Origin of the sequence: Novispirillum itersonii (assembly GCF_014205675.1) — a bacterium.
In the GTDB taxonomy this organism is placed as follows: Bacteria; Pseudomonadota; Alphaproteobacteria; order Rhodospirillales; family Rhodospirillaceae; genus Novispirillum; species Novispirillum itersonii_A.
Map to the genome: position 1 here is coordinate 49,732 of NZ_JACIIX010000007.1, position 25,352 is coordinate 75,083.

Genomic DNA, 25,352 nt, shown 5'->3' on the forward strand with positions numbered 1-25,352 from the left:
CGGCGGTTACAGCCGGATCATGCCGGGATCATCCTCTTCCTGCATGGAGACCCGGTAAGGGGACTCGGCGGCCCATGAGGGCTGGGCCACCGGCCGGGTATCTTCCCGCCGCAGCAGTTCCTCGGCCCGTGACAGGTTGCGCTCAATGGTCTTGTACAGGGCGCCGCCTGCCCCGGTGGCCCGGTGCACGGCCAGCGCATCGCGGAAGGCGACGGCGGCCAGCCGCATGTATTCCGGGTCGTTGCTGTGTTTGGCCATCAGGAACAGGGCGGACCCCATATTGTTACGGGTGGCGGCATACAGATGCGGGGCGGTTTCGGCGGTCCGCACCTCCAGCGCTGCCCGGCACAGGTCGGTGGCCTTGGCAAGGATATCCAGACTCTTGTGGTGATCGCCCCACACCTGCATCGCCTGTGCGATGGCATGGGTCAGTTCCGACCACCGCCACGGATCATCGGCCCGGCTGACCACAGCGGTGGCCTCGCGGAAGCGGACGAGGGATTCCCGCAGGGCTTCCTCGTCACCGGTCAGCAGATCCAGCCGGAACAGCGATCCGCCGAGTCGGTACTGAAGCTGCCCCCACAGGCGGGGGTCGGTATCGCGGTTGACCCCTTTCAGCCCGTCGCGGTAGGTCTTCACCGCTTCCAGCAGGACCTGCTCGTCGGCGTGTTTTTCCCCTTGCCCCTGCAACACCATGCCAAGGGCCATCGACAGGCGGCTGGCGCGGCGGTCATTGGCGTTCGGCAGGCATGCCAGGGCATCGCGCCAGGCGGTCACGGCCCGTTCCAGCCAGTCGCCCCGGCGGCTATGCCCGGCGATGGTGACGGCCAGATAGCCGTAAACGGCCATCGTCATCGCCCCTTCTTCCATCGACAGGGTCGGGTGAGGGGTGCTGACACGGTCCTGCGCTTCGGCTGCCAGCGTGGCGACCAGCCCGGTCTCATCCCCCAGCGCAACGGCGACGCAGGCCCGCAGCAGCGGGGCCCAGCTTTCGTCAAAGTCGGCGGGGACCACCAGCGGCTGATCCGGCGGCAGGCCGCCCAGCCGGTCATACATCGGTGGCTGACCGTTGCTGAAGAACAGGGTGATGGTCCGGCCTTCGGCATCCTCGCCGCCCCAGATCAGCACGTCGGCCTTTTCCTCGGCCTGAAGGGCGCGGGCCTTGGCGTGCAGGCTGGTGCTGTTGAAATCGGGGACCGGGTCGTTGGCGGTGAACAGCGGGGCCGTGGTCGGCCGCACCTCGATGCCGTCCAGCGCGTTCAGCTGGGTGATCAGGAACGGACGTTGATCATACTGGGCTTCCAGCGACAGCGGGGTGACGGCCACCACCGGCGGGCGCTTTTTCACCAGTTTGGTGGCGGCCCCGGGGGCAATGGCATCCATCAGCCGCCCGAGCAGCCCGGCCCGCCGGGCCATGGCCGGGCCGGGGGTGATCATCGGCCGCGGCGGGATCGGTGGCGGATCCTTCAGCGGGGCGGTGACCAGCGCGGTTCCCGGGGTGGCCGGTCTGGCGGTGCCGGTCTTGGCGGTCAGCGGGGCGCTTGTCTCAGCCCCGCCTGCGGCCAGCCGTTCGTCCGCATCGCGCTGGCGGCGGGCCAGACGGGTCATCACCTTCAGGGCGGTGGCCGGATCATCCTGAATCGCCCGCAGGAATTCCGAACGGGGAATCACCCGGACGATGACATCGGTCAGGGCCCGGGCCATAACATTGCGCGGGCCGTTGTCGAGAACCCCGGTTTCGCCGAACAGATCGCCGTTGGCCAGTTCCCCGACCTGCACCTGTACCCCGCCCCGGCCGCCTTTCAGCAGTTCAACCCGGCCGCTTTCAATCATGAACGCGGCGTCGCTGTCCTCTCCCTCGCGGAAGATGACGGCTCCTGCTTCGTATTGGCGGGTTTCGGTCCGCACCGATATGGTTCTCCGTCAGCGTGTCAGGGAGGGGGCAGGGTTAACCGGCGGTAGGGGCATCAGGATCGGTCGGCGGTTCAACGCCGTCCGCATAGCGGATCGCCCCCTGATAGACCTTGGCGGTCTGATCGCCGCAGCGGGCTTCGATATAGCGGTTGCCGTTCTCATCCTCGCCGAGAGACAGGGTGATGGCACCGCTTTCCAGCCCGGTGGCCACCTGTTTGTCATCCTGTCCGAGGGCTTTGGCGATCGAGGCGACCAGCGCGTTGATTTCCTGAAAGTGCTCTCGGTTTTCCACCGGCGTTTCTCCGTGGTCAGGGTGCCATTCCGGGGCGGGGGGATGCCCACGGCCGGAAGCCGGTACCGGCAGGGGCCGGGACCGGATCGACAGTCATTCCCTTCTACATAAGCTGCATCCGGCCGGTTGGGCAACGGAAAGCGTGATCCCTGAGAGAGATAGCCCCGTCTTTGTGCCCTGCTGTTACGCCGGTGTGGCCGGTGCGGCCTCCGGGCAGCACAGATCACCGGATCCCGGCGGCCCCAGTTTTGCCACCGCCATCCCCGATGCACTGGCCTTTGCCTGCTTTTTCAACCGGGCAAAAATGCCGGACACCTCATCGATGGAACCGATCGACTGTCCGCTGGAAATATGCAGCACCCCGGCGGAGGCGCGCAGCAATGGCAGGCGCACGTCTTTCCCCTCCCGGTCCTTGCCGAGGATATACCCCCGGCGGCGGGAGTCCTCATCGTAGAAACTTTCCACCTCCTCACAGAAGCGGTCGAGGGTATGGCGGACCAGTTTGACGGCGTCGGCGCACTCCGCCTGCCGGATCGAGGCAAAGAAATCATCGCCGCCGACATGACCGATGAAGCACAGGTCGCGCGGCAGGTCCTTGCGCAGGATGTCGGCATACAGGGTGATGGCACGGTCCCCCTGCCGGAAACCGTAGCTGTCGTTGAACGGTTTGAAGAAGTCAAAATCGATATAGGCGATGGTATAGGCGGTGTCGCGGTCGGCCAGTGCTTCGGTCAGGTGGTCGTTGATCACGGCATTGCCCGGCAGCTTGGTCAGCGGGTTCTGGTCCCGCGCCACCGCCAGATTCTTTTCGTTCAGGATCCGCAGCAGGGATCGGGCCGACAGGAAGCCGGCGTAGCGGCCATCCTCGGTCAGGATGATGCCTTCCGACTCCTCGTCGGAGGAAAAGATTTCGAGAATCTTTTCAGCCCGGGCGCTGACCTCGGCGGTCGGGCACGGCCACAGAAAGTGACGCGGCCCCCGGCCGTAAACTTTGTTGGACAGCAGATCCTTGCCGAAGGGGGAATAGACATAGGCCTTCAGGTCTTTTTCCCGCAGCAGGCCCAGCGGTTCGCCCAAGGCTGACACCACCGGCAGGAAGGTGGTGCTGCCGGTGCGCAGGCGTTCGAAGGCCTCGTCGAGGCTGGCGGTGTCAGACAGCGGCGGGATCACCTCAATCTGGGCCGACACCAGCTTGATGTCGGATTCGCGGTTGCGGCGGTCGCGGGCGTTCAGGATCCGCACCCCGTCATGGATCGGGGCGATATCACTCAGGGACGACAGCGGGCGGCTGATGCCGAACCCCTGCACCAGATCGCACCCGGCATCACGGCACAGCATATATTCGCGGTCCGACTCCACGCCTTCGGCAATCACCTGCACCCCTAGAAGATGCGCCAGCGTCACCAGATGGGTCAGGAAGGCGCGTTTGCGGGTGTCCTGTTCGGCATTGGCGATGAAAAAGCGGTCGATCTTGATGTAATCGGGTTGGGCCGAATACAGCAGCGGCAGGCCGGAATAACCCGCGCCGAAGTCATCAAGGCCGATTCCCCCCGCCGCCTGCCGCAGCACCGACAGGGCCGGGGCCACCTGCGACAGATCGGCGACCGGATGGCGTTCCGACACCTCAATCACCAGATTGACCGGATTGAGGCCGCTGGCCCGCAGCATCCGGGTGATCAGGGCGGCCAGAGGGCGGGCTTCCGGCAGGCTGCGGGCATCAATGTTGAGAAACAGCTTCTGTTCCCGGTGATCGGGTCCGCCGGTGAACAGGTCCAGTGCCCGTTCCAGCAGCAGCTGTTCAAGGTCCAGCAGCACGCCCAGCCCATGCGCGGCATCCAGCAGCCCGGAGGCACTGGCATAGCCAAGACGGTCATAGCCGCGCAGCAGCGCCTCGAAGCCGACACAGCGCCCGGAATGGATGCTGATCACCGGTTGCAGGCTGACGGTGACCGCCGCCTGAATCGCCCGCCAGTGGGCTGTCGCCCGGTCACCGATGGCCAGGTCAGATTCGGCGGGCGGAGTGGCTATCGACACAGTATCCCGGCCTGTTGGAGCCGGAGTTTCTTCTGAAGCAGTTTTCCGGGACATCCCGCGTTCCTCCCCGCACCGCCCCGACACGGCCCATGCCGCGGTGGTGTGGCCGGACATGGGAGAGTCTGGATTAAAGGCCGGGGGCAGGGCGGGTCAACGCCGGGGGACGTATTGCAACCAAAACTTCATCAAAGGGCCGGAATGCGGCAGCGGATCAGCGCTCGATCAGTTCCAGCACCGCCCGGATCACGGCGCGGGCACCGTCATCAATCTGCGACAGCGTGGCATCCAGCATGTAGCAGGGCGTTGTGGCAACCCGGCGGACCGGATCGACGATCACCTCGCCATGGCCGGTGATGCGGTGGTCCGCCCCCATGGCGGTGACCGCCCCGGCGGCCCCGGCATCGCTGCCGATGGTCAGGCTGATGCCGTCGCCCAGCACCTTCGCCAGCAGCACCGGGCTGATGCACAGGGCCCCGATCGGTTTCCCGGCGGCATGGGTCTCGCGGATGGCCCGCTCCACATCGGCCTCAACAGTGCAGTCCACGCCGTCAAAGGCGAAGGACGACAGATTTTTGGCCGCCCCGAACCCGCCGGGGAACACGATAGCGTCAAAGTCCGCCGCCCGGTAGTCGGCCAGCGGCAGGATTTTGCCCCGGGCGATGCGCGCCGATTCGACCAGTGCATTGCGGGGGGCATCGGTCTGTTCTGCCCCGGTCAGGTGGTTGATGACGTGATGCTGCGGACGGTCCGGGGCAAAGCACTGGGCCTGCGCCCCCGCCCGGTCCAGCGCCAGCAGGGTCAGCACCGATTCGTGGATTTCGGCACCGTCGTAGACGCCGCAGCCGGACAGGACGACGGCAACGCGCGGGGCGGTGTGAGCAGACCGGGACTCGGACATCAGACAGCTTCCTCTTTTCAATGACCTGTATCCAGCCTACCTATGAAGACCCCGATGGTCCACCGTGACGGAAACAGACCCATGACCACCCCCGCCTCTGCCTATGCCGCCCTTGAAAAGCAGTTTGCCCGGATCAGCGCGCTGGAAGCCGCGCAGGGGATGCTGCACTGGGACTCGGCGGTGATCATGCCTGCGGGCGGGGCGGAGGACCGGGGCGACCAGCTGGCGGCGCTGGCCGCCGTGACCCACGACCTGATGACCGCCCCGCAGGTGGGTGAGTGGCTGGCCGCCGCCGACCCGAAGACGCTGGATCTGTGGCAGCAGGCCAATCTGGCGGAAATGCGTCGCCTGCACGCCCACGCCACGGCGGTGCCCGCCGATCTGGTGGAAGCCCTCAGCCGGGCCGGGTCGGCCTGTGAGCAGATCTGGCGGCAGGCCCGTCCGTCCTCGGATTTTGCGCAGGTGCAGGCGGCGCTGGAAACCGTGGTGTCGCTGACCCGGCAGAGTGCGCAGGCCAAGGCGGAGGCGTTGGGCGTGTCGCCCTATGATGCCCTGCTGGACCAGTATGAGCCGGGCGGGTCGTCCGCCGCGATTGATGCCCTGTTTGCCGATCTGGCCGATTTCCTGCCCGGTTTCCTGAACGAGGTGCTGGAGGCACAGGGGCCGGAGGGCGACGGGCCGCAGGGCCTCTTCGACCTGAAGGCGCAGGAGGAGCTGGGGCGGCGGCTGATGCAGACCATCGGCTTTGACTTCAGCCATGGCCGTCTGGATGTGTCGGCGCATCCGTTCTGCGGCGGCACCCCGGGGGATGTGCGGATCACCACCCGCTACACCCGTGATGACTTTGCCCCGGCGATGATGGGGGTGCTGCACGAAACCGGCCATGGCATGTATGAACGGGGCCTGCCGGTGGCGTGGCGGACCCAGCCGGTCGGCCGGGCCCGGGGGATGAGCCTGCACGAAAGCCAGTCGCTGCTGATGGAAATGCAGGCCTGCCGCTCGCAGGACTTTTTCCGCTTTGCCGCCCCGCTGATCAAGGATGCTTTCAAGGGCGAAGGCTCCCTGTGGGAAGCGGAGGCCTTCCACCGCCGGGCGATTCGGGTCCGCCGTGGCTTTATCCGTGTCGATGCTGACGAGGTGACCTATCCGCTGCATGTCATCCTGCGTTACCGGCTGGAAAAGGCACTGGTCGACGGCTCCCTGACGGTGGCTGACCTGCCGGAGGCGTGGAACAGCGGCTTCGAGTCCCTTATGGGCGTGCCGGTGCCGGAACACCGTCTGGGCGTGTTGCAGGATATTCATTGGTACGACGGGGCGATCGGCTATTTCCCCACCTATACGCTGGGGGCGATGACGGCGGCGCAGCTGTATGCTGCGGCATTGCAGGCGGTCCCGGAAATCCCGGAGGCGCTGGCGGCAGGCAATTTTGCCCCGCTGCTGGCGTGGCTGCGGGAGAATGTCCACAGCAAGGCCTCCAGCCTGTCCACCGATGAGATTATCCGTCAGGCCACCGGCAAGTCTCTGGATGCCGGGGTGTTCAAGGCGCATCTGCGCCGCCGCTACCTCGGCGGCTGAGATCCGGGGCCGGTCAGGGCGCGGTGGAGTCCGATGCCCTGACCTGCGCCAGAATCATCTGACCGCCGCCAAGGATATCCTGCATGATGGCGGTGGCGGCGGCATCAGGGTCACGGCGTTCCAGGGCGTCCAGCACCGGGTAATGGTGGTCGATCATGTCGCGGCCTCCCGGGCCATACGCCCCGGCCACCAGCGGCCCCATTTGCAGCCAGATCCGCCGCAGGGTGTTGAACAGCACCGGCATGCGGGCAATCACCGACAGCTCGAAATGGAAGGCCTGATTCAGTTCCAGCCCGAGCGGGATATTGCCGTCAGCGATGGCCTGTTCATTGCGGGTGATCAGGGTGCGCAGCCGGTCCAGATCCTCCGGCGTTGCCTTGCGGGCGGCAGTCTCGGCGGCCAGAGCCTCCAGCCGCAGGCGGATGTTGCGGATCTCCAGATACTGATCCATCCCCAGCACCGGAATCCGGATATCACGGGGAGACAGAAAGACCAGCGCCCCGTCATGGGTCAGCCGCAGGATCGCATCGCGCACCGGGGTGACGCTGGTACCCAGCCGCTGTGCCAGATCGCGGATTTTCAGGCGGTCCCCGGGTTTGAACTGTCCCTTGATGATCGCATCGCACAGGGTGCTGTAGACCCGGGTATTCAGGGTCTCGTAGGCGATGGGGGGCAGGCCGTCGGTCATCAGCACTCTCAGGGTTTCTGGCGGATCTTTGGCGGGTCTTTCGGATCTTGCTTCGGGTGTACCGCAGTTCCGCCCGGGGCACCAGTTCGGCGCGGTGGAATTTGCCGAATTGAAATATGATGCATCATATGTCAAAACGGAGGTCTGGACTTCCCCACCCCTGCCGGAGTGTGTGCCGATGCCTGCTGTGTCCCTGCTTGATGACGCCCGGCCGCTGTTTGAAACACCGCCCCCGGCGGTGACGGAGGACGAAGCGGCGGCGCTGGTGGCGGAGCATTATGGCGTCTCCGGCGCGGTGCGGCGGCTGACCGGGGAGCGGGACGCCAATTTTGTGCTGACATCCGCCGATGGGTCCGCCGTGGTGTTCAAGGTGATCAACCCGCTGGAACCGGATGCCGAGGCCGAAATGCAGGCGCAGGTGCTGAATGCGCTGGCGGCACAGGCCGGGCCGCTGACCCTGCCCACGGCCCGGCGGACCAAAGACGGCGCGATGATCCTGCGGACGCGGACAGCCTCGGGCCTGTCGGTCCGCGCCCGCTGCTATACCTATCTGCCGGGAGAGCCGCTGTCGGTCCGTCCGGTTGATGACCTTCAGCGGCGGGCTGTCGGGCGGACCGCCGGAGAGGTGACCCGGGCCCTGTCCGGATTTGACCATCCGGCGGCGCGGCGGCTGAACCTGTGGGACCTGTGCAAGATCGGCGCCTTGCTGCCGCTGGTGGATGGTCTGCCGCCGTCGGTGACGCGCGATCAGGTTGCCACTTTCCTCGATCATTTCATCACCGCTGTCAGTCCACGGATTGCCGGACTGCGGCATCAGGTGATCCACAACGACCTGTCGCGCAGCAACCTGCTGTTCCCGCCGGGCTTTACCGGCGGCCTGCTGAGTGTGGTTGATTTCGGCGACATGATTCACGCCCCGCTGCTGAGTGAGCTGGCGGTGGCGGCCTCCTATCAGATTGCCGGGGAGGATCCGCTGTGGAACCTGCGGGTGGTGGCCGCCGCCTTCGATGCCGTAATGCCGCTGCTGCCGGAAGAATGCGACCTGCTGCTGGACTTTGTGCTGGCGCGGCTGATGGGGCGGATCCTGATCACCCGCTGGCGGGCCGACCTGTTCCCTGACAACAGCGCCTATATCCTGCGCAGCAGTCAGGAAGCGCAGACCCTGCTGAATACCCTGTATCCGGTGTGGAAGAACCGCGCCGCCATCAACTGGACCGCCTTTTACCGGGGCGAAGAGGAGTAAGAAAGATGACTGCATCGCTTCTGGACCGGCGCAGCGTTCTGGGTGCGGCTTACCGGCTGTTTTATGCCGAGCCGCTGGCGCTGGTGCGCGGCAGCGGGGTGGAGGTGTTTGATGTCGCCGGGCGGCGGTATCTGGATGCCTATAACAATGTGCCGGTGCTGGGGCATGCCCATCCGGCGGTGGTGGAGGCGCTGACCCGGCAGGCTGGGCTGATCAACACCCACACCCGTTATCTGCATGACACCATCCTCCGCTATGCCGAGGCCCTGACCGCCACCTTCCCGGATCCGCTGAACCACGCCATGTTCACCTGTAGCGGCAGCGAGGCCAATGATCTGGCCCTGCGCATCGCGATGACGGTGACCGGCGGGACCGGGGTGATCGTGACCGAGAATGCCTATCACGGGGTGACGGCGCTGCTGGCCGGGATGTCGCCGTCGCTGGGGATCGGCACCGCCCCGCAGGTGCGGACGGTTCCGGCCCCGGACAGTTATCATCAGTCGGGCGATGTCGGGGCCGCCTTCGGGGCGGCGGTGGCAGCGGCGGCAGAGGATCTGCGCCGGTCCGGCGTGCAGGTGGCGGCCCTGCTGGTGGACACCACCTTCGCCAGCGACGGTATTCACGTCGGCCCGGTCGGGTATCTCGATGCGGCGGTGGCGGCGGTCCGGGCCGCCGGGGGGCTGTTTATCGCCGATGAGGTGCAGGGGGGCTTCGGCCGGTCCGGAAAACTGTGGACCTTCCTGCATCAGCCCGGTCTGGTGCCGGATCTGGTGACGCTGGGCAAGCCGATGGGCAACGGCCATCCGGTCGGCGGCGTGGTGACCCGGAAAGATCTTCTGGATGTCTTCGGCGCGCGGTCCCGCTACTTCAATACCTTCGGCGGCAATACGGTGTCGGCGGCGGTCGGGCTGGCGGTGCTGTCGACCATCCAGAGCGAAGGCCTGCCCGATCATGCGGCGACGCTGGGGGTTGATCTGGCGGCAGCGCTGGACGGCCTGCGCCGCCATGCCGTGGTTGGCGATATCCGGGGCATCGGTCTGTATCACGGGGTGGAGCTGGTGACGGACCGGGGCACCAAGGCCCCGGCAACGGCCCTCGCCAAGGCGGTGATGGACGAGATGGCCCGGGACGGCATTCTGATCGGCGTCTGCGGCATCGCCTCCAACACCCTGAAGATCCGTCCGCCCCTGGCGTTCAAGGCCCCGCATGTGACGGAACTGGTGACGGCGCTGGACCGGGTGCTGACCCGTTTGGCGTAACCCGTCTGCCTGTCGTTGTCCCCCGGTCTGGCCGTGGCGGGTCCGGGGGATATTTTTTTGGGATTGTGCACTGGGACGTGCCGGAAAAGACGAAAGCCGGAGCTTTAGGCTCCGGCTTTCGGAATGGCGCGCCCGGAAGGACTCGAACCTCCAACCTCTTGATTCGTAGTCAAGTGCTCTATCCAGTTGAGCTACGGGCGCACAGAGGTAACCCGACAGACGGCAGACAACAGACCCTGCGCTGTTCCGATGGTTCGCCCGGATCCGGCCGGTGCCGGAAGAGGGGGAAAGCAAAGACCGGAGCTTTAGGCTCCGGCCCTCGGAATGGCGCGCCCGGAAGGACTCGAACCTCCAACCTCTTGATTCGTAGTCAAGTGCTCTATCCAGTTGAGCTACGGGCGCACAGAGGTATCTGTTATCCGGCATCGCTGCCGACCCTGCCGATCGTCTCGGCCGAGGACCGGCTTTATATTGGTCCCGGCGGACCTCTGCAACAGAAAAATGCAGCATCATGAAAGATTTTTGTCGGATCCCGGGATGCCGCCGCCGGACAGCGGCATCCCGGAACACCAGATGGTTCAGGCTCCCGGCTTGCAGGTGCTGATGGACTGGGCAACCCCCAGCATGGCGGCTTCATAGGCGGCAAAGCCCTTGCCGGGGGCCCCGCCGTCGGGGTCGACGCTGATCACTTTGGCCGTCACACCCTGCGCGACGGTCCGCAGCAGGGCATCGGGGAACTCCGGTTCGGCGAACAGGCAGGACACGCCGTCTTTCTGCACTTTGGCCTGAAGGGCCTTGATGTGCTTGGCGCTGGGGGCGCGGTCGGGGTCGATGGTGAGGGCCCCGATCACCTGAAGTCCGAAGCGGCGCTCCAGATACTGGTAGGCATCATGGAACACCAGAACCTTCTGGGCTGCCGCCGGAGCCATCATCTGGCTCAGGCGGCTTTCCAGCGCCGCCAGCTGCTGTTCGGTTTTGGCCAGATTGGCGGCATACTGCGGGGCGTGCGCCGGATCCCGAGCCGACAGGGTGGCGGCGATGGTGGCCGCCCAGGCCTTGGCATTCTGCGGGTCCAGCCAGGCATGGGGGTCAAGCCCGCCCTCCTCATGGTCATGGTCATCGTGACCTTTGGCTTTGCCGTGGTCGTGCCCATGGCTATGCCCGTGATCGTGGTCATGGCCGCCTTCCCAGTTCTCGCCGTCGCGCAGCGGCAGGGCGGCGTCGCCCAGCGACCGCAGCAGGGGCACCACCTGTGCGGTTTTCGGGGCGGTGGCAAGGGTCTTGGGCAGGGCGGCTTCCAGTTCCGGCCCGACCCAGAAGATGACATCGGCCTTGCTGACGGCGCGGGCATCGGACGGTTTCAGGGTATGGGTATGCGGGGACTGGCCTTGCGGGATCAGGCGGACCGGCTCGCCGACCCCGTCCATAATGGCTCCGGCAAGGGCATAGACCGGGGTGATGCTGGTGACAACGACCGGAGTGGTGTCGGCCAGCGCAGCGGTGGTCAGGGTCGCCGACAGGGCGGTGGCGGCAAGGGTGATGGAGAGGCGGGACATGCAGGGGGTCCTTACGGCAGGGAGGAAAGGCAGAGAAGGCGTTGGGGCTGGGGCCTCGTCAGCGCCGGGGATGTGTGCTACACTGGAAGAATGTTATGTTATAACAGTCGCGATGGCAAGCCCGGCAGACCTGACCGGGAGGCCACCGGCTGTTGCCTGACCCTTGCCGCCGGGATTCCTCGATGCCGCCTGTACCGCCGTCTGCCGATGAAGAAGGGCTGTTTCCGCCCCCGCATCATGATCATGACCATTGCCGCCACGATGCCCTGCGCCGGGCGGAGGATGTCTGTGCCCGGCAGGGGGCGCGGCTGACGCAGGCCCGGCGCGAGGTGCTGGATCTGCTGTGGGCCGATCACCGCCCGGTCAGCGCCTATGATCTGCTGCACCGGCTGAATGCCGATGGCCGCAAGGCGGCACCGCCGGTGGTATACCGGGCGCTGGATTTCCTGATCGAGCATGGTCTGGCCCACCGGCTGAACAGTCTGAACGCCTTTATCGGCTGCGCCCATATCGGCGGCGAGCATGGGGCCCAGTTCTTCATCTGCCGGGAATGCGGGCAGGTGGCGGAAACACGGTCGCCGGACATTGACAGCGCGATCCGGGCTGCCGGGGCGGAGCTGGGGTTCCGGGTGCAGGCCCCGGTGGTCGAGGTCGAGGGGATCTGCCCCGCCTGTTCCGGGGGCGCACCATGACGGCGCTGCTGCGGGCGGACGGGGTCTCGGTCCGCCATGGCGGGCGGCTGATTCTGGATGCGGTCGATCTGGAGGTCCGGCAGGGCGAGATCGTGACCATTGTCGGACCGAACGGGGCCGGAAAGACCACGCTGGTGCGCATTCTGGTCGGTCTGGACCGCCCGGACGCCGGGCAGGTCCGCCGGACGGACGGCCTGAGCATCGGGTATGTGCCGCAGCGCTTCCATACGGAATCCCTGCTGCCGCTGACGGTGCGTCGGCTGATGACGCTGGGGCAGCGGGCCGGGGATGCGGCGGTGCAGGCGGCGCTGGGGGAAACCGGGGCGGCCCACCTGACCGAGGCGGCGGTCCAGACCCTGTCCGGCGGCGAGATGCAGCGGGTTCTGCTGGCGCGGGCCCTGCTGCGGCAGCCGGATATCCTGATTCTGGATGAACCGGCGCAGGGCGTGGATTTCCGGGGTCAGCTGGATCTGTATGACCTGATTGCCGGGCTGCGCCGCCGCCACGGCATGGGGGTGCTGATGATTTCCCACGACCTGCATGTGGTGATGGCGGCCACCGACCGGGTGATCTGCCTGCATCACCACGTCTGCTGTGTCGGCCACCCGGAGGCGGTGGCGCAGGATCCGGCCTATCAGCGCCTGTTCGGGCGCGAGGCCGCCGGGCATGTGGCGCTGTACAGCCACGACCACCATCATGTGCACGGTCCGGACGGGACGGTACAGCCGGGACTGGTGTCCTGCGGGCATGACCATTCCGGCCATGCGCCGGGGCAGGACGATCCCTGTTCCCTGCCATCGCACGATGCCCATTTTCCGCCCCCACCCCTGTCCCCGCCCTCCGGGGCCGGTTCCCGCTGTGCCGGAGGACATTCTCATGACTGACATGGCCGGGCTGCTGGATGATTTTGTGGTCCGCGCCGGTCTGGCCGGTCTGGCGGTGGCCGTCGCGGCCGGGCCGCTCGGCTGTTTCGTGATCTGGCGGCGGATGGCCTACTTTGGTGATGCGCTGTCCCATTCCGCCCTGCTGGGCATTGCGCTGGGCACGGTGCTGCGGGTGCCGGTGCAGGCGACCATTGTCGCCACCGGGCTGATCATGGCGGCGTTCCTGACCGCCTTTGCCCGGCAGAAGCGGCTGGGCAGCGATGCCCTGCTGGGGATTTTTTCCCACGCCGCCCTGTCGTTCGGGCTGATCGCGCTGGCCTTCCTCGGGGCGGTGCGGATTGATCTGCATGGCCTGCTGTTCGGCGATATTCTGGCGGTTGACCGCATCGACCTGTTACAGGTCTGGCTCGGCTGCGCCGCCGTGCTGGGGGTGCTGGCGGCGGTCTGGCGGCCGTTGCTGGCGGCGACGGTGCACCGCGATCTGGCGCAGGCGGAAGGGCTGCCGGTGGCCCGGGCCGAGCTGGCCTTCATGCTGCTGATGGCGCTGACCATCGCAGTGGCGGTTAAGATTGTCGGGGTGATGCTGATCACCGCCCTGCTGATCATTCCGGCGGCGGCGGCGCGTGGCCTGTCGCGGACGCCGGAGCAGATGGCGGTGCTGGCCGCCGGGATCGGGGTAACCGCCGTCAGCGGTGGTCTCGGGGCCTCCCTGACGTGGGATTTGCCTGCCGGTCCGGCGATTGTTGCGACTGCGGCATTGATTTTTTCTGCGACAATGGTCATACGAAAAACAGGGAAGGCATAGGAGCGGGAAACCCCCGCGTCCTTGTCATAATCCATGGCATAATTGCGGCTTGTTACGGGCATCCCCTTTCAGTACACTCCCCTCCACCGTGCGGGGGGATTTGTCCCGCCAAGTCCTTGCCGAATCAATTTAACCCGTCGTTTCCCGGCGCTCCGTCCGCCGCCCGGGGAGGTACGCCGGGACTAAAGGCGGCAAAACAAAAGGGAATTCGATGTCGCTGTCGAAGTCGCGTGTTCTGGTTCTCGGCGTGACCATGGCGCTGGCCGGGTGTTCTTTCGCCAACGATGCTCTGTTCCCGTCCCTCGGCGGCGAGCCCGGCATCCAGTCGAGCTCCCTCGATCAGCCGCCCAGCCTTGGCAGCAGCAGCTTTGTGCCGCAGTCTGTCACCCCGGGTCAGCCGACCGGAACCTTTGTCGGCCAGAAGGTGCAGACCTTCCGGGCCGAACTTTCCAATTTGCAGGGTGTGATCCGGCAGCGCAACCAGCAGCTCCAGTCGCTGCGGATGCAGACCATCAACGACAGCCGCGTCTATCACGAGACCGTGGCGTCGGTGAATGCCCGCCTTCAGGTCGGCACCACTCCGGGCAATCCGGAGCTGCACAATCAGTGGTCCCGCGCCCAGTCGCAGCTGGACCGGCTGAACATGGATGTCGCCGCGCTGAACCAGCTGGCGACCACGGTTTCCTCTGACAGCGCGATGACCGTCTACCTGCTGGACAGCATCCGTGCCGCCTACAGCCTCAGCGGGGCGGTTGATGAAGACCACCGCCAGCTCCAGACGCTGGAAGTGGAAACAAACCAGACCGTGGTGCTGATTGAACGTCTGCTGTCGGAACTGTCGCAGGATATTTCCCGCCAGCAGGGCTACATCGGCAACGAACGGTCCAACCTCAATACTCTGGCGCTGGGCGTGAAGAATGGCCAGCTCTACGGGGCGTCGATCGGCAATCAGGCGATGATCCGCGGCAACGCGGTGTCGCAGGATACCGGCCTTGTCTCCCCGCAGGGGATGGCCGGGGACCGCCGCCCGCTGGTGGTGATCCGCTTCGACCGCCCGAATGTGTCCTATGAACAGCAGCTGTATCAGGCTGTGTCCCGTGCGGTGGAACGCCGCCCGAATGCCGTGTTCGATCTGGTGGCGGTCAGTCCGTCCACCGGTGGGGCCGGGCAGTCGGCGATGGCCGCCGCCAATGCCCGCCGCAGTGCCGAGCAGGTGATGCGCTCCCTGACCGACATGGGCGTCGGGGCGGACCGCATCCGCATGTCGGCGATGTCCAGCGGTGGGGCCTCCTCCAACGAAGTCCATCTCTACGTCCGCTGATCGGCGGACGCTTCAGACAGCGACACTCAACCCCCGCATCCCGGTGATGCGGGGGTTTTTGTTTGACTGATCACTGAGTCCTGGAGAGGGGAGTCTGCGCCGTGCTTCAGGCCGGGGGCAGCGGCGTATCCTGTCCGCTGACGGCGCGGATCATGGCGCGGGCTTTGGTCAGGGCTTCGTCCACTTCCGCCATGGGCTCGGAGTCGGCGACGATGCCGCCGCCCGCCTGTGCGGCGATACGGCCATTGCCGCCGATCACCAGTGTGCGGATGATGATCGAGGAATCAAACGCCCCGTCCGGCCCCATCCAGAATACCGACCCGCAGTAGGGGCCGCGCCGGGCCGGTTCCAGCGCGTGGATCAGTTCCATGGCGTGGATCTTCGGGGCCCCGGTGATCGAGCCGCCGGGGAAGCTGGCCCGCAGCAGGGACACCGCAGAGTCGCCCGGGCGCAGGCGACTTTCCACCACCGACACCAAATGGTGGACGCTGGCGAAGCTTTCCAGACCGTTCAGCACCGGAACCCGGACGGACCCGACCTGCGACACCCGCGACAGGTCATTCCGCAGCAGGTCAACGATCATCAGGTTTTCGGCGCAGTCTTTCTCGCTGGCGCAGAGTTCGGCGGCCAGACGGGCATCGTCTTCCGGGGTGGTGCCCCGGGGGCGGGTGCCTTTGATCGGCCGGGTCTCCACCCGTCCGTCGGGATCAACCCGCAGGAACCGCTCCGGCGAGGCCGACAGCACATGGGCCCCGCCAAAGCTCAGGCAGGCGGCAAAGGGGGCGGGGGACAGGGCGCGCAGACGGCGGTAGAGGTCGAGCGGCGTCACCCCGGCGGGCAGGCCCTCCGCCAGAAAGCGCTGGGTCCAGTTGGCCTGAAAAATATCCCCGGCATAAATATAGTCGATCACCTGCCGGATCCGGCGCGCCGCCTCATCCCGGGACAGTTCCGCCCGCATCGGCACCGTGGCGGTGGCCGGGGGCGGCAGCGGCGCAAGGGGGGCGGAAAGCCGGGTTGCCAGTGCGGCGGCGGCGGCGTCAAAGCCCGGCAGGCCGAGAACCATCGCCTGCTGCCGGGCCGTGTCAAAGGCGGCAACCACCGGGTAAACGCCAAAGGCTGTCTCGGCCACCCCGAGGTCGTCCGGCCTCGGGACCGGCAGGGCTTCCAGATGCCGTCCGGCCTCATAGGACAGCCACCCGGCCAGTCCGCCCCGGAACGGCGGCAGGCCGTCAGCGGCATCCTGCGCCGGGGACAGGGGGCGCAGGGCGTCGGTCAGGGTGGTGAACGGGTCTGCCGGATCCAGATGAACCGTCTGCGGGGTAAGGCACAGATAGGTCCAGCGCCCGCGTCCCCCGGCGGTGGCGGCGGAGTCGAGCAGGACAGCCCCGTCCTGCCCGGCGAAGGGCGCGAAGGCTGTCAGCGGATCGGAATAGGGAATCGGATGCACGCTCATGGCCGGGGACCATACGGCGATCGGCGCCGGAATGCGAGGGGAGAGATAGCGGTTTTCTCGCGGCATTGTTTGGGGCAGAGTGGCGGTCCTGACTGTGCCGTCCGTACCGGGAGCTTTCATGTCCGACGCCTCTGCCAACACCCTGTCCCTGCTGGAAGATCTGATCGCCGATGCCCGCCGGGCCGGGGCTGATGCCGCCGATGCCATTCTGGTGGATGGCCAGTCGGTGTCGGTGGCATGGCGGCTGGGTCAGCTGGAAACGCTGGAACGCTCGGAAGGCGGCGATATCGGCCTGCGGGTGCTGATCGGCAAACGGCAGGCGATCGTCTCCTCCGGCGACCGCAGCCGCGAGGCGCTGTCGGCGCTGGTCGAGCGGGCGATTGCCATGGCGAAGGCGGTGCCGGAAGATCCCTTCGCCGGTCTGGCCGACCCGGATCAGCTGGCGACCACGATGCCGGATATTGACGGCGATGACCCGACTGAACTGACGGCGGACCAGCTGATTGCCATGGCGGCGGCGGCGGAGGATGCCGCGCGGTCGGTGTCCGGCGTCACCAATTCCGAAGGGGCGGAAGCCTCGTGGGGACGGTCTCTGGTGTCGGTGGTGGCCTCCAACGGGTTTGCCCACAGCTACTGGTCGTCGGGGTCGTCCCTGTCGGCGGTGGCGCTGGCCGGGGACGGCGACAGCGGCATGGAACGCGACTACGACTACACCACGGCGGTCTATGTTGCGGATCTGGAGGATGCCGCCCTGATCGGCCGCCGGGCCGGGGAACGGGCGGTGCGCCGTCTGGGTGGGCGGCGGATCAAGACCTGCCGGGTGCCGGTGATCTTTGATCCGCGCATGGCCCGGGGCATTGTCGGCAGCCTGTGCGGGGCGATCAACGGGGCCAGCATCGCCCGGGGGACCTCGTTCCTGAAGAATGCGCTGGAGACCGAGGTGTTCGCGCCGGGGGTGTCGATCATCGAGGATCCGCACCGGGCCCGGGGGCTGCGGTCCCGCCCGGTCGATGCCGAAGGCATTGCCAACCGCCGCCGGGCCCTGATTGATAACGGGGTGCTGACCACCTGGGTGATGGATCTGCGCTCTGCCCGCCAGCTGGGGCTGGCCAGCACCGGCCACGCCGCCCGTGGCACCTCCTCGGCCCCGTCGCCGGGGGTCAGCAATGTGTGGATGGAGGCCGGGACCCAGAGCCCGGAAGAGATGATCCGGGAGCTGAAGGAAGGCCTGCTGGTGGTTGATCTGTTCGGGCATGGGGTCAACGGTGTGACCGGGGATTACTCCCGCGGGGCGGCCGGATTCTGGATTGAGAACGGCGAGATCACCTATGCCGTCAACGAAGTGACGATTGCCGGGAACCTGAAGGACATGTTCCGCTCCCTGACTCCGGCCAGCGATCTGGACCTGCGGCATGGGACCGATGCGCCCAGCCTGCGGATTGACGGTATGACGGTGGCGGGGGGCTGACCCCGGCTGCGGTCGGGTTGCCCTGATGCGGGAAACCGGATACACCAAGGCCGGTTGCTGCGGGATGCGGCGGCGCGGACTGATCCTCTGCCGCCGGAGCGTAAGGAGATGACAATGCTGAACCTGTCCGTCGGGCACGTTGGGGCCATGCTGCGCGTCGGGGCTGTTGCGGGGCTGGCGTTGACGGTTTCCGCCTGCTCCCTCGCCCAGAAGGATGATCCCAGCGGTGGACAGGCCTGCCCGCAGGTGCGGATCGACCGCGATACCGCCAAGATGACGGTGTTCCGCGATGGTCCGGGCCGCGATCTGACCGACGTGGTCTATACCGTGGAAATCGCCGACTACACCGGCGACTGCACTTTTGTGAAGGACAAGGAAAAAGGCACCACCATCAACATGCGGATGAAGGTGCTGTTCGCCATCAGCAAAGGCCCGGCGGAAACCGCGCCGGACAACAGGATGGACTATTTTGTTGCGATTCCTGCCTTCTATCCGGCGGAGTCGGCCAAGCAGGTGATGCCGGTGCAGTTCAAGTATCCGCAGACCAATGTGGTCACCATGATGGTCCGGGATGAGGAAGTCCGCCTGACCCTGCCGCTCAAGGACATGAAGACCAAGGACATGCCGGTCTATATCGGGTTCCAGCTGACCCCGGACCAGCTGGCTTATAACCGCCGCCAGAATTCCCGCTGATCACACGGTGGCCGGTATGCAAAACGGGCTCCGCACGGTCGTGCGGGGCCCGTTTGCTTTGGGGAAAAAGGGGGAGGAGAGGGTTATGGCAGGCCGCAGGCCGGGGCTTCTTCCGGCTGTTGCAGATGGGTGATTGTCGGGGCCGGGCCACACAGCGGGCAGCCGGGGTCCGGCTTGACCCGCACGGTGCGGAAGGCGGCGGACAGGCCATCATAAATCATCAGGCGTCCGGCCATGCTGTCGCCGATGCCCAGCAGTTCCTTCAGGATCTCCGTCGCCTGTAGGGTGCCCATCACCCCGGCGACCGCACCGAGAATTCCGGCTTCGGCGCAGGACGGGATCTGGCCCGGCGGCGGCGGCTCGCGGAAGATACAGCGGTAGCAGGGGCCGCCCGCATGGGGTTTGTAGGTGGATAACTGGCCGTCAAAGCGCAGGATAGCGGCGCTGACCAGTGTTTTGCGGGCAAAGAAGGCGGCATCGTTGACCAGAAAACGGGTCCCGAAGTTGTCGGAGCCATCGGCGATCAGGTCGTATCCGGCAAACAGCTCGGCGGCATTTCCGGCATCCAGCCGCATGCGGTGCTGGTGCACGGTGATGTCCGGGTTGATGGCCTGCATCGCCTGCGCGGCGCTGGCGGTCTTGGCCATGCCGATGCGGTCGGTGGTATGGGCGATCTGGCGTTGCAGGTTGGACAGATCGACGGTGTCGTCATCGACGATGCCGATGGTGCCGACCCCGGCGGCGGCCAGATACACCGCCAGCGGCGACCCCAGCCCCCCGGCCCCGATCAGCAGCACTTTCGACGCCAGCAGCTTTTCCTGCCCGGTACCGCCGACATTGGGCAGCAGGATATGGCGGGCATAGCGGCGGATCTGCTCTTCGCTGAATGACATCAGAAGGGTCTCTGTCCCGGAAAAACGGAAGGGGAGGGTCCGGCTGGACCCTCCCCCCGATATGGACCGGAAACCGGTGCCTGTCGAGAGCCGATCAGGCGTCTTCGAACAGGGCGGTCGACAGGTAGCGTTCGGCGAAGCTCGGCAGGATCACGACGATCTGCTTGCCTTCGAACTCCGGACGGGCCGCCACTTCCAGCGCCGCCGCCAGTGCGGCCCCGCCGGAGATCCCGACCGGCAGGCCTTCCAGTTTGGCGGCCTTGCGGGCGGTGGCGAAGGCGGTTTCGTTGCCGATCTGGATCACTTCGTCAAACACGCCGGTGTTCAGCACGCCCGGCACGAAACCGGCGCCGATGCCCTGAATCTTGTGCGGGCCGGGGGCCCCGCCGGACAGGACCGGGCTGTCTTCCGGTTCCACCGCGATCACCTTCACGCCGGGCTTGCGGGCCTTCAGCACTTCGCCAACGCCGGTGATGGTGCCGCCGGTGCCGACGCCGGAGATCAGCACATCAACGCCGCCGTTGGTGTCGGCCCAGATTTCCTCGGCGGTGGTGACGCGGTGCACTGCCGGGTTGGCCGGGTTTTCAAACTGCTGCGGAATGATAGCGTTCGGCAGTTCCTGCGCCAGTTCCTCGGCGCGGGCGACGGCGCCCTTCATGCCCTTGGCGGCCGGGGTCAGCTCGATCTGCGCACCCAGATGCTTCAGCATCTTGCGGCGTTCGATCGACATGCTTTCCGGCATGGTCAGGATCAGCTTGTAGCCCTTGGCGGCGCAGACGAAGGCCAGCGCGATCCCGGTGTTGCCGGAGGTCGGCTCGATGATGGTGGCCCCCGGGGTGATTTTGCCCTGGGCTTCCAGGGTTTCGATCAGGGCCAGACCGATGCGGTCCTTCACCGAGGCCAGCGGGTTAAAGAACTCGCACTTGCCGAGGATATCGGCCTTAACCCCGGCATCGGCGGCCAGCCGCTTGACGCGGACCAGCGGAGTGGCCCCGATGGTGGCGAGAATATCGTCATAAATCCGGCCACGGAAGGAAGCGGTGGTCTCAGTCATTTAATTCCCCTGATCTGGGTGTGAATTTAAGATATAATACCACGCATCGGTGGCGTTTGAACCGCAAAATGTGGTCTTCAGGCGGGCAGGGCAAGGGGCGTCAGATGGTGAAATCCATCTTTTCCTCGGCTTCGCTGCCGACGCCGTCGCGCCACGCTTTCATGCACAGGTCATCAATGGTGATGGTATCAAGGCGCTGCATCAGGTCTTCCTGAAGGTCCTGCCACATCGGGCGGACCACGCCGAGGCCCAGCGGCGACCCCGGCAGATCCTGATAGATATCTTCCGACTCTTCCAGCGACTGCATGACGCGGACAATTTCACCGATGGTGATCCGCCGCCGCTCCCGCGCCAGCCGGTAGCCGCCCTTGGGGCCGCGCACCCCGACCAGAACCCCGGACCGCACCAGATGTTGCAGGGTCTGTTCCAGATAGCGGCGGGGAATTTCCTGCCGCCGGGTGATTTCGCGGCTCTGCACCGGTTCCCCGCCCGCGTGATAGGCGATATCGAGGACCGCTTCGATGGCGAACAGCATTTTTTTGGAGGGGCGAAGCATCGGCGGATCTCCGGCCTTACAGGGTTGTGGTGCCGGTGGAGCCGAAGCCCCCGGCCCCACGTTCGGTTTCCGACAGATCGGCCACCTCGGCCCACACGGCGCGGGTCACCGGGGCGATCAGCATCTGGGCAATGCGCATCCCGTGTTCGATCACGAACGGGGCCTGACCGTGGTTGATCAGGATCACCTTCACCTCGCCCCGGTAATCGGCATCGATGGTGCCGGGGGCATTCAGCACGGTGACGGCATTCTTGGCGGCAAGGCCGGAGCGCGGGCGGACCTGCGCCTCGTAGCCGTCGGGCAGGGCAATCGCCAGCCCGGTCGGGATCAGGCCCCAGGCCCCGGGCTCCAGCGTCACCGGGGCTTCCAGCGCCGCATGCAGGTCCATCCCGGCAGCATGGGCGGTGGCGTAGGACGGCAGGGGCAGGTCAGCGCCGTGCGGCAGGCGGACGACGGAAACAGTGACGGCAGAAGTCATGGTGATCGGGATCCGGAATGAATCAGGGGGAGATCAGGGTTTCGGCAATCCGGCGTGCCAGCCGGGTGGCAACGTCGGTTTTGGGCAGGTCCGGCCAGCTTTCCACGCCATCGGCGCTGATCAGGTGCACGGTGTTGCGGTCGCCGCCGAAGGTACCGGTGGCGGAAGACACATCGTTGGCACAGATCCAGTCGCAGCCCTTGCGGGCGCGCTTGGCGACGGCGTGGTCGATGACGGATTCGGTTTCGGCGGCAAAGCCGACCACCAGCCGGGGCCGCTGCGGCCCGGCAGCGGACAGGGTGGCCAGAATATCCGGGTTGGGGCGCAGGGCGATGGCGGGCGGGGCGGCACCGTCCTGCTTCTTCAGTTTCTGCGGGGCGACATCCACCCCCCAGTCGGCGACGGCGGCGGCGCAGACGGCCACATCAAGGAGGCCGCTGGCGGGCAGGGCAGCCTGACAGGCCGCCAGCATATCCCGGGCGGATTCCACCCGCACCACCCGCACGCCTGCCGGGTCCGGCAGCGTGACCGGCCCGCTGACCAGCGTGACATCGGCCCCGAGGTCGGCCAGAGCGGCGGCGATGGCGTGCCCCTGTTTGCCGGAAGAGCGGTTGGCGATATAGCGCACCGGATCAATCGGCTCGTGGGTCGGGCCGCTGGTGACAAGGGCGGTTTTTCCGGCCAGCGGTTTCTCCACCGGGCGCAGGGCGGCGAGAATCGCCTGAACCAGATCCGGGACGTCACTCATCCGTCCGGCCCCGACCTCACCGCAGGCCAGCACACCGCTGCCGGGGCCGACGACGCGGATCCCCCGGCTTTGCAGGGTGGCCAGATTGGCCTGTGTCGCCGGACTGGCCCACATATACAGGTTCATCGCCGGGGCGATCAGCACCGGTTTGTCGGTGGCCAGCAGCACGGTGGAGGCAAGGTCATCGGCCAGACCGGCCGCCATCTTCGCCATCATATTGGCGGTGCAGGGGGCGACCACCAGCAGATCGGCTTCCCGCGACAGCCGGATGTGGCCCATTTCAGCCTCATCGGTCAGGGAAAACAGATCCTGATAGACTTTCTCTTCCGACAGGGCGGCGACGCTGAGGGGGGTGACAAACTGGGTTGCCCCTTCGGTCAGCACGCAGCGCACGGCAACCCCCTGCTCCCGCAGGCGGCGGATCAGATCCAGACTTTTATAGGCGGCGATTCCACCGGTGATGATCAGCAGTACGCGCTGCGGAGTGGACATCCGCTTTCCCCCTGTCGTCGGGACGGTTATGGATGGTCTGAAGACCTTATTATACTTATGTGGTGCGTATATCAATAAAAACAACACGAAAATGAATGTGTTTTCTGCGCAGCCGGAACACTCCGGCAGGGCAGGTGGGAAAAGCTTGGAAGGATGTTGTTTTTATAATATTATTCCATCTTAATGCATTGGAATAATGCAAATGTTGCGCTGCGTCGAAGCTGCTTCCGTCAGGAAGATCCGACCGGGCCGAACAATCGGGAGAGAACGCATGAAACGTCTGTGGTCGATCCGGGCAAAACTTCTGGCAATGACACTGGGGATTTTGCTGCCGTTGCTGGTTCTGGTGGGGTTCGCCCTGAAAAACCAGTACGACGCCATGATCGACGGCCGCGTGGTCATGCTGCGGAATGTGGTGCAGGGGGCGGTAACGCTGGCGCAGACCCTGCACAAAGAGCAGGTGCAGAAGGCCGGGCGTCCGCTGGCGGACGTGCAGGCCCAATGGCGGGAGACCGTCAGCGCCATGCGCTATGACAACGGCACCGGATACTTTTTTGCTGTCGATGACAAGGTGATCTATCTGGTGATGCCGGTGGCACCGGACCGGATCGGCCAGAGTGCGGCGGGCCTGAAGGACCAGACCGGCACCTTCTTCGTGCAGAAGATGGTGGAGGTTGCCCTGAAGGACGGGCAGGGCCGGGTTGATTACTGGTATCCCAAGCCCGGCCAGAAAGAGCCGCTGCGCAAGGTCAGCTACGTGATGAAGGTGCCTGACTGGAATGTGGTGATCGGCACCGGTGTCTATGTTGATGATGTCGATGCCGCTTTCGCTACGGCGGTGAAGACCTTTGTGATTGCGGTGGCGGTCATGGTGGTTCTGGCGCTGCTGCTGGCCTGGAGCATTTCCCATGACATCGTCGCCGCGGTTTCCGGGCTCAGCCGGGCAATCGGCACGCTGGCCGAGGGACGGATTCCGGGCACGATCCCGGCGACCGGACGGCGGGACGAACTGGGGGAAATCAGCCGCGCCATCATCGCCCTGCGGGAGACGGTGCGCCGGGCGTTCCAGCTGAACCAGATGGTGGATGAGCAACCGGCCCGGGTGATGCTGTGCGACCGCGAAACCCTGAACATCACCTATGTCAACAAGGCCAGCATGGATCTGCTGCGCCGGGTGGAACATCTGATGCCCTGCAAGGCCGATGAGGTGGTCGGGCAGCCGGTGTCGATCTTCCACCGCCGTCATAAAGACCAGATTGATGCCCTGCTGCGGGATCCGTCCCGCCTGCCGCTGCGGTCCAAGTTCAGTATGGGGGATCACGTCATCGAAAACACGGTGATCCCGATTTACGATCAGGATGGCGCATATATCGGGCCGATGCTGAACTGGGACGATGCCACCAAATACGTTCAGATGGCCGATAACTTCCAGAAACAGGTTCAGGCGGTCTCCGATGCCGTTGCCGAGTCGGCGCAGGATCTGGAACGCCTGTCCACTGCCCTACAGGCGACGGCGGAACAGGTCGGGGACCGTTCGGCCAGCGTCGCGGCGGCGGCGGAACAGGCGGGCGTGAATGTGCAGACCGTCGCCAGTGCCGCAGAGGAACTGTCGGCGTCGATCAACGAGATTGGCCGGAGTGTGGAGCAGTCAACCCGGACCGCGCAGGAGGCCGTTGAGCGGGTCGGGGCGGCGCAGGAGGCCATGGACTCTTTGAACCGCTCGGCGGCCAGCATCGGCGAGGTGATCCGGCTGATTTCCGAAATCGCCAGCCAGACCAATCTTCTGGCCCTGAATGCCACCATTGAGGCCGCCCGGGCCGGAGAGGCCGGGAAAGGCTTTGCGGTGGTGGCCAATGAGGTCAAATCCCTTGCCACCCAGACTGCCCGGGCCACGGAGGATATCGTCCGCCAGATTGAGGGGGTGCAGCAGGCCAGCCGGACCTCTACGCAGGCGACGGAGCAGATCCGGGACGCGATTGATCAGGTCAATCAGGTGTCGACGGCCGTTGCCGCCGCCATTGAGGAACAGGCGGCCGCCACCGGTGAGATCAGCCGCAATGTGGCGGAGGCCTCGACCGGGACCACGCAGGTGTCCACCGATATCACCACTGTGGTGCAGGTGGCGTCTGAGGCAAAAGAGGCGGCAATGCGGGTGCAGGAGGCGGCAACCGGACTGACTCACCGCTCCGACAGTCTGCGCCGGGAGGTCGCCGAATTCCTGAATTACATGCGGAATAATTAAAAACTGGAGGATGATCAGGGGGTGTGTGCCGGGGGCGGAGATAAACCACGGCACATGCTTCTGCCCAGTGACAGTACACATATAGTTTTATTTATGACTTTCCCTGTCCTGCAA

At 65.9% G+C, this 25,352-nt stretch carries 22 protein-coding genes and 2 tRNA genes; 10 read left to right on the top strand and 14 right to left on the bottom strand.

Annotation, left to right across the window (positions count from 1 at the left end):
• Window positions 1–6: 6 nt before the first annotated feature.
• The 4 genes from FHS48_RS10450 to elbB all read right to left on the bottom strand — a co-directional run bounded on the left by FHS48_RS10450 (window position 7) and on the right by elbB (window position 5,138).
• Complete coding sequence (locus FHS48_RS10450; protein WP_184263510.1) at window positions 7–1,908, bottom strand: cyclic nucleotide-binding domain-containing protein; 1,902 nt, start codon at window positions 1,906–1,908, stop codon at window positions 7–9.
• 40 nt (window positions 1,909–1,948) lie between these two features.
• Complete coding sequence (locus tag FHS48_RS10455; protein ID WP_184263511.1) at window positions 1,949–2,206, bottom strand: hypothetical protein; 258 nt, start codon at window positions 2,204–2,206, stop codon at window positions 1,949–1,951.
• A gap of 183 nt (window positions 2,207–2,389) precedes the next feature.
• Window positions 2,390–4,240 (bottom strand): GGDEF domain-containing protein, encoded by a 1,851-nt coding sequence (locus tag FHS48_RS10460; protein ID WP_311769120.1) that lies wholly within the window; start codon window positions 4,238–4,240, stop codon window positions 2,390–2,392.
• Between the two features lie 211 nt (window positions 4,241–4,451).
• Window positions 4,452–5,138: an isoprenoid biosynthesis glyoxalase ElbB gene (gene elbB / locus FHS48_RS10465; RefSeq protein ID WP_184263513.1), complete on the bottom strand. Its 687-nt coding sequence runs from the start codon at window positions 5,136–5,138 to the stop codon at window positions 4,452–4,454.
• Between the two features lie 81 nt (window positions 5,139–5,219).
• On the opposite strand from elbB, the gene FHS48_RS10470 reads away from it, so the two are divergent.
• On the top strand, window positions 5,220–6,713 hold the full coding sequence (locus tag FHS48_RS10470; protein WP_184263514.1) for a carboxypeptidase M32: 1,494 nt from the start codon (window positions 5,220–5,222) through the stop codon (window positions 6,711–6,713).
• A gap of 13 nt (window positions 6,714–6,726) precedes the next feature.
• On the opposite strand, the gene FHS48_RS10475 is transcribed toward FHS48_RS10470, so the two are convergent.
• Entirely contained in the window at window positions 6,727–7,401 is a 675-nt protein-coding gene (locus FHS48_RS10475) for a GntR family transcriptional regulator (RefSeq protein WP_184263515.1), read from the bottom strand.
• A gap of 178 nt (window positions 7,402–7,579) precedes the next feature.
• On the opposite strand from FHS48_RS10475, the gene FHS48_RS10480 reads away from it, so the two are divergent.
• Together FHS48_RS10480 and FHS48_RS10485 are read left to right on the top strand one after the other, a co-directional pair.
• Entirely contained in the window at window positions 7,580–8,644 is a 1,065-nt protein-coding gene (locus FHS48_RS10480; RefSeq protein WP_184263516.1) for a phosphotransferase, read from the top strand.
• 5 nt (window positions 8,645–8,649) lie between these two features.
• Complete coding sequence (locus tag FHS48_RS10485; RefSeq protein WP_184263517.1) at window positions 8,650–9,903, top strand: aspartate aminotransferase family protein; 1,254 nt, start codon at window positions 8,650–8,652, stop codon at window positions 9,901–9,903.
• A gap of 124 nt (window positions 9,904–10,027) precedes the next feature.
• Here FHS48_RS10485 and FHS48_RS10490 read toward each other — a convergent pair.
• From FHS48_RS10490 to FHS48_RS10500, 3 genes are all read right to left on the bottom strand, one after another.
• Window positions 10,028–10,104: transfer RNA gene (locus FHS48_RS10490), tRNA-Arg, on the bottom strand.
• Window positions 10,105–10,228: 124 nt separating this feature from the next.
• A tRNA-Arg gene (locus tag FHS48_RS10495) sits at window positions 10,229–10,305 on the bottom strand.
• A gap of 176 nt (window positions 10,306–10,481) precedes the next feature.
• Complete coding sequence (locus FHS48_RS10500) at window positions 10,482–11,459, bottom strand: zinc ABC transporter substrate-binding protein (RefSeq protein WP_184263518.1); 978 nt, start codon at window positions 11,457–11,459, stop codon at window positions 10,482–10,484.
• A 182-nt stretch (window positions 11,460–11,641) separates the two neighbouring features.
• On the opposite strand from FHS48_RS10500, the gene FHS48_RS10505 reads away from it, so the two are divergent.
• The 4 genes from FHS48_RS10505 (at window position 11,642) to FHS48_RS10520 (ending at window position 15,161) form a co-directional block, all read left to right on the top strand.
• Window positions 11,642–12,151: a Fur family transcriptional regulator gene (locus FHS48_RS10505; RefSeq protein ID WP_184263519.1), complete on the top strand. Its 510-nt coding sequence runs from the start codon at window positions 11,642–11,644 to the stop codon at window positions 12,149–12,151.
• Window positions 12,148–13,035, top strand: coding sequence for an ATP-binding cassette domain-containing protein (locus FHS48_RS10510; protein WP_184263520.1), 888 nt, complete (start codon window positions 12,148–12,150; stop codon window positions 13,033–13,035). The genes FHS48_RS10505 and FHS48_RS10510 overlap by 4 nt, the downstream gene beginning before the upstream one ends.
• The gene (locus FHS48_RS10515; RefSeq protein ID WP_184263521.1) at window positions 13,028–13,840 is read left to right on the top strand and encodes a metal ABC transporter permease; all 813 of its coding nucleotides are present in this window, start codon (window positions 13,028–13,030) and stop codon (window positions 13,838–13,840) included. Before FHS48_RS10510 ends, FHS48_RS10515 begins: the two co-directional genes overlap by 8 nt.
• A 211-nt stretch (window positions 13,841–14,051) precedes the next feature.
• On the top strand, window positions 14,052–15,161 hold the full coding sequence (locus tag FHS48_RS10520; protein ID WP_184263522.1) for a hypothetical protein: 1,110 nt from the start codon (window positions 14,052–14,054) through the stop codon (window positions 15,159–15,161).
• Between the two features lie 106 nt (window positions 15,162–15,267).
• Here FHS48_RS10520 and pabB read toward each other — a convergent pair whose 3' ends face one another.
• Window positions 15,268–16,614: an aminodeoxychorismate synthase component I gene (pabB, locus tag FHS48_RS10525; RefSeq protein ID WP_184263523.1), complete on the bottom strand. Its 1,347-nt coding sequence runs from the start codon at window positions 16,612–16,614 to the stop codon at window positions 15,268–15,270.
• A gap of 118 nt (window positions 16,615–16,732) precedes the next feature.
• Between pabB and FHS48_RS10530 the strand changes: the two genes are divergently transcribed.
• Window positions 16,733–18,082, top strand: a complete 1,350-nt coding sequence (locus tag FHS48_RS10530) for a TldD/PmbA family protein (RefSeq protein WP_184263524.1) — start codon at window positions 16,733–16,735, stop codon at window positions 18,080–18,082.
• Between the two features lie 114 nt (window positions 18,083–18,196).
• A complete protein-coding gene (locus FHS48_RS10535) occupies window positions 18,197–18,775 on the top strand; it encodes a hypothetical protein (protein WP_184263525.1) in 579 nt (192 codons plus the stop codon).
• Window positions 18,776–18,858: 83 nt separating this feature from the next.
• On the opposite strand, the gene FHS48_RS10540 is transcribed toward FHS48_RS10535, so the two are convergent.
• The 5 genes from FHS48_RS10540 to coaBC all read right to left on the bottom strand — a co-directional run bounded on the left by FHS48_RS10540 (window position 18,859) and on the right by coaBC (window position 22,996).
• Window positions 18,859–19,668, bottom strand: coding sequence for a HesA/MoeB/ThiF family protein (locus FHS48_RS10540; RefSeq protein WP_184263526.1), 810 nt, complete (start codon window positions 19,666–19,668; stop codon window positions 18,859–18,861).
• Between the two features lie 94 nt (window positions 19,669–19,762).
• Window positions 19,763–20,722, bottom strand: a complete 960-nt coding sequence (cysK, locus tag FHS48_RS10545) for a cysteine synthase A (protein WP_184263527.1) — start codon at window positions 20,720–20,722, stop codon at window positions 19,763–19,765.
• Window positions 20,723–20,822: 100 nt separating this feature from the next.
• Complete coding sequence (locus FHS48_RS10550; RefSeq protein WP_184263528.1) at window positions 20,823–21,278, bottom strand: RrF2 family transcriptional regulator; 456 nt, start codon at window positions 21,276–21,278, stop codon at window positions 20,823–20,825.
• A gap of 16 nt (window positions 21,279–21,294) precedes the next feature.
• Window positions 21,295–21,756, bottom strand: a complete 462-nt coding sequence (gene dut, locus FHS48_RS10555; RefSeq protein ID WP_184263529.1) for a dUTP diphosphatase — start codon at window positions 21,754–21,756, stop codon at window positions 21,295–21,297.
• A 22-nt stretch (window positions 21,757–21,778) separates the two neighbouring features.
• Window positions 21,779–22,996 (bottom strand): bifunctional phosphopantothenoylcysteine decarboxylase/phosphopantothenate--cysteine ligase CoaBC, encoded by a 1,218-nt coding sequence (gene coaBC / locus FHS48_RS10560; protein ID WP_184263530.1) that lies wholly within the window; start codon window positions 22,994–22,996, stop codon window positions 21,779–21,781.
• A 271-nt stretch (window positions 22,997–23,267) separates the two neighbouring features.
• Between coaBC and FHS48_RS10565 the strand changes: the two genes are divergently transcribed.
• Window positions 23,268–25,238 (top strand): methyl-accepting chemotaxis protein, encoded by a 1,971-nt coding sequence (locus tag FHS48_RS10565; RefSeq protein WP_184263531.1) that lies wholly within the window; start codon window positions 23,268–23,270, stop codon window positions 25,236–25,238.
• Window positions 25,239–25,352 lie beyond the last annotated feature (114 nt).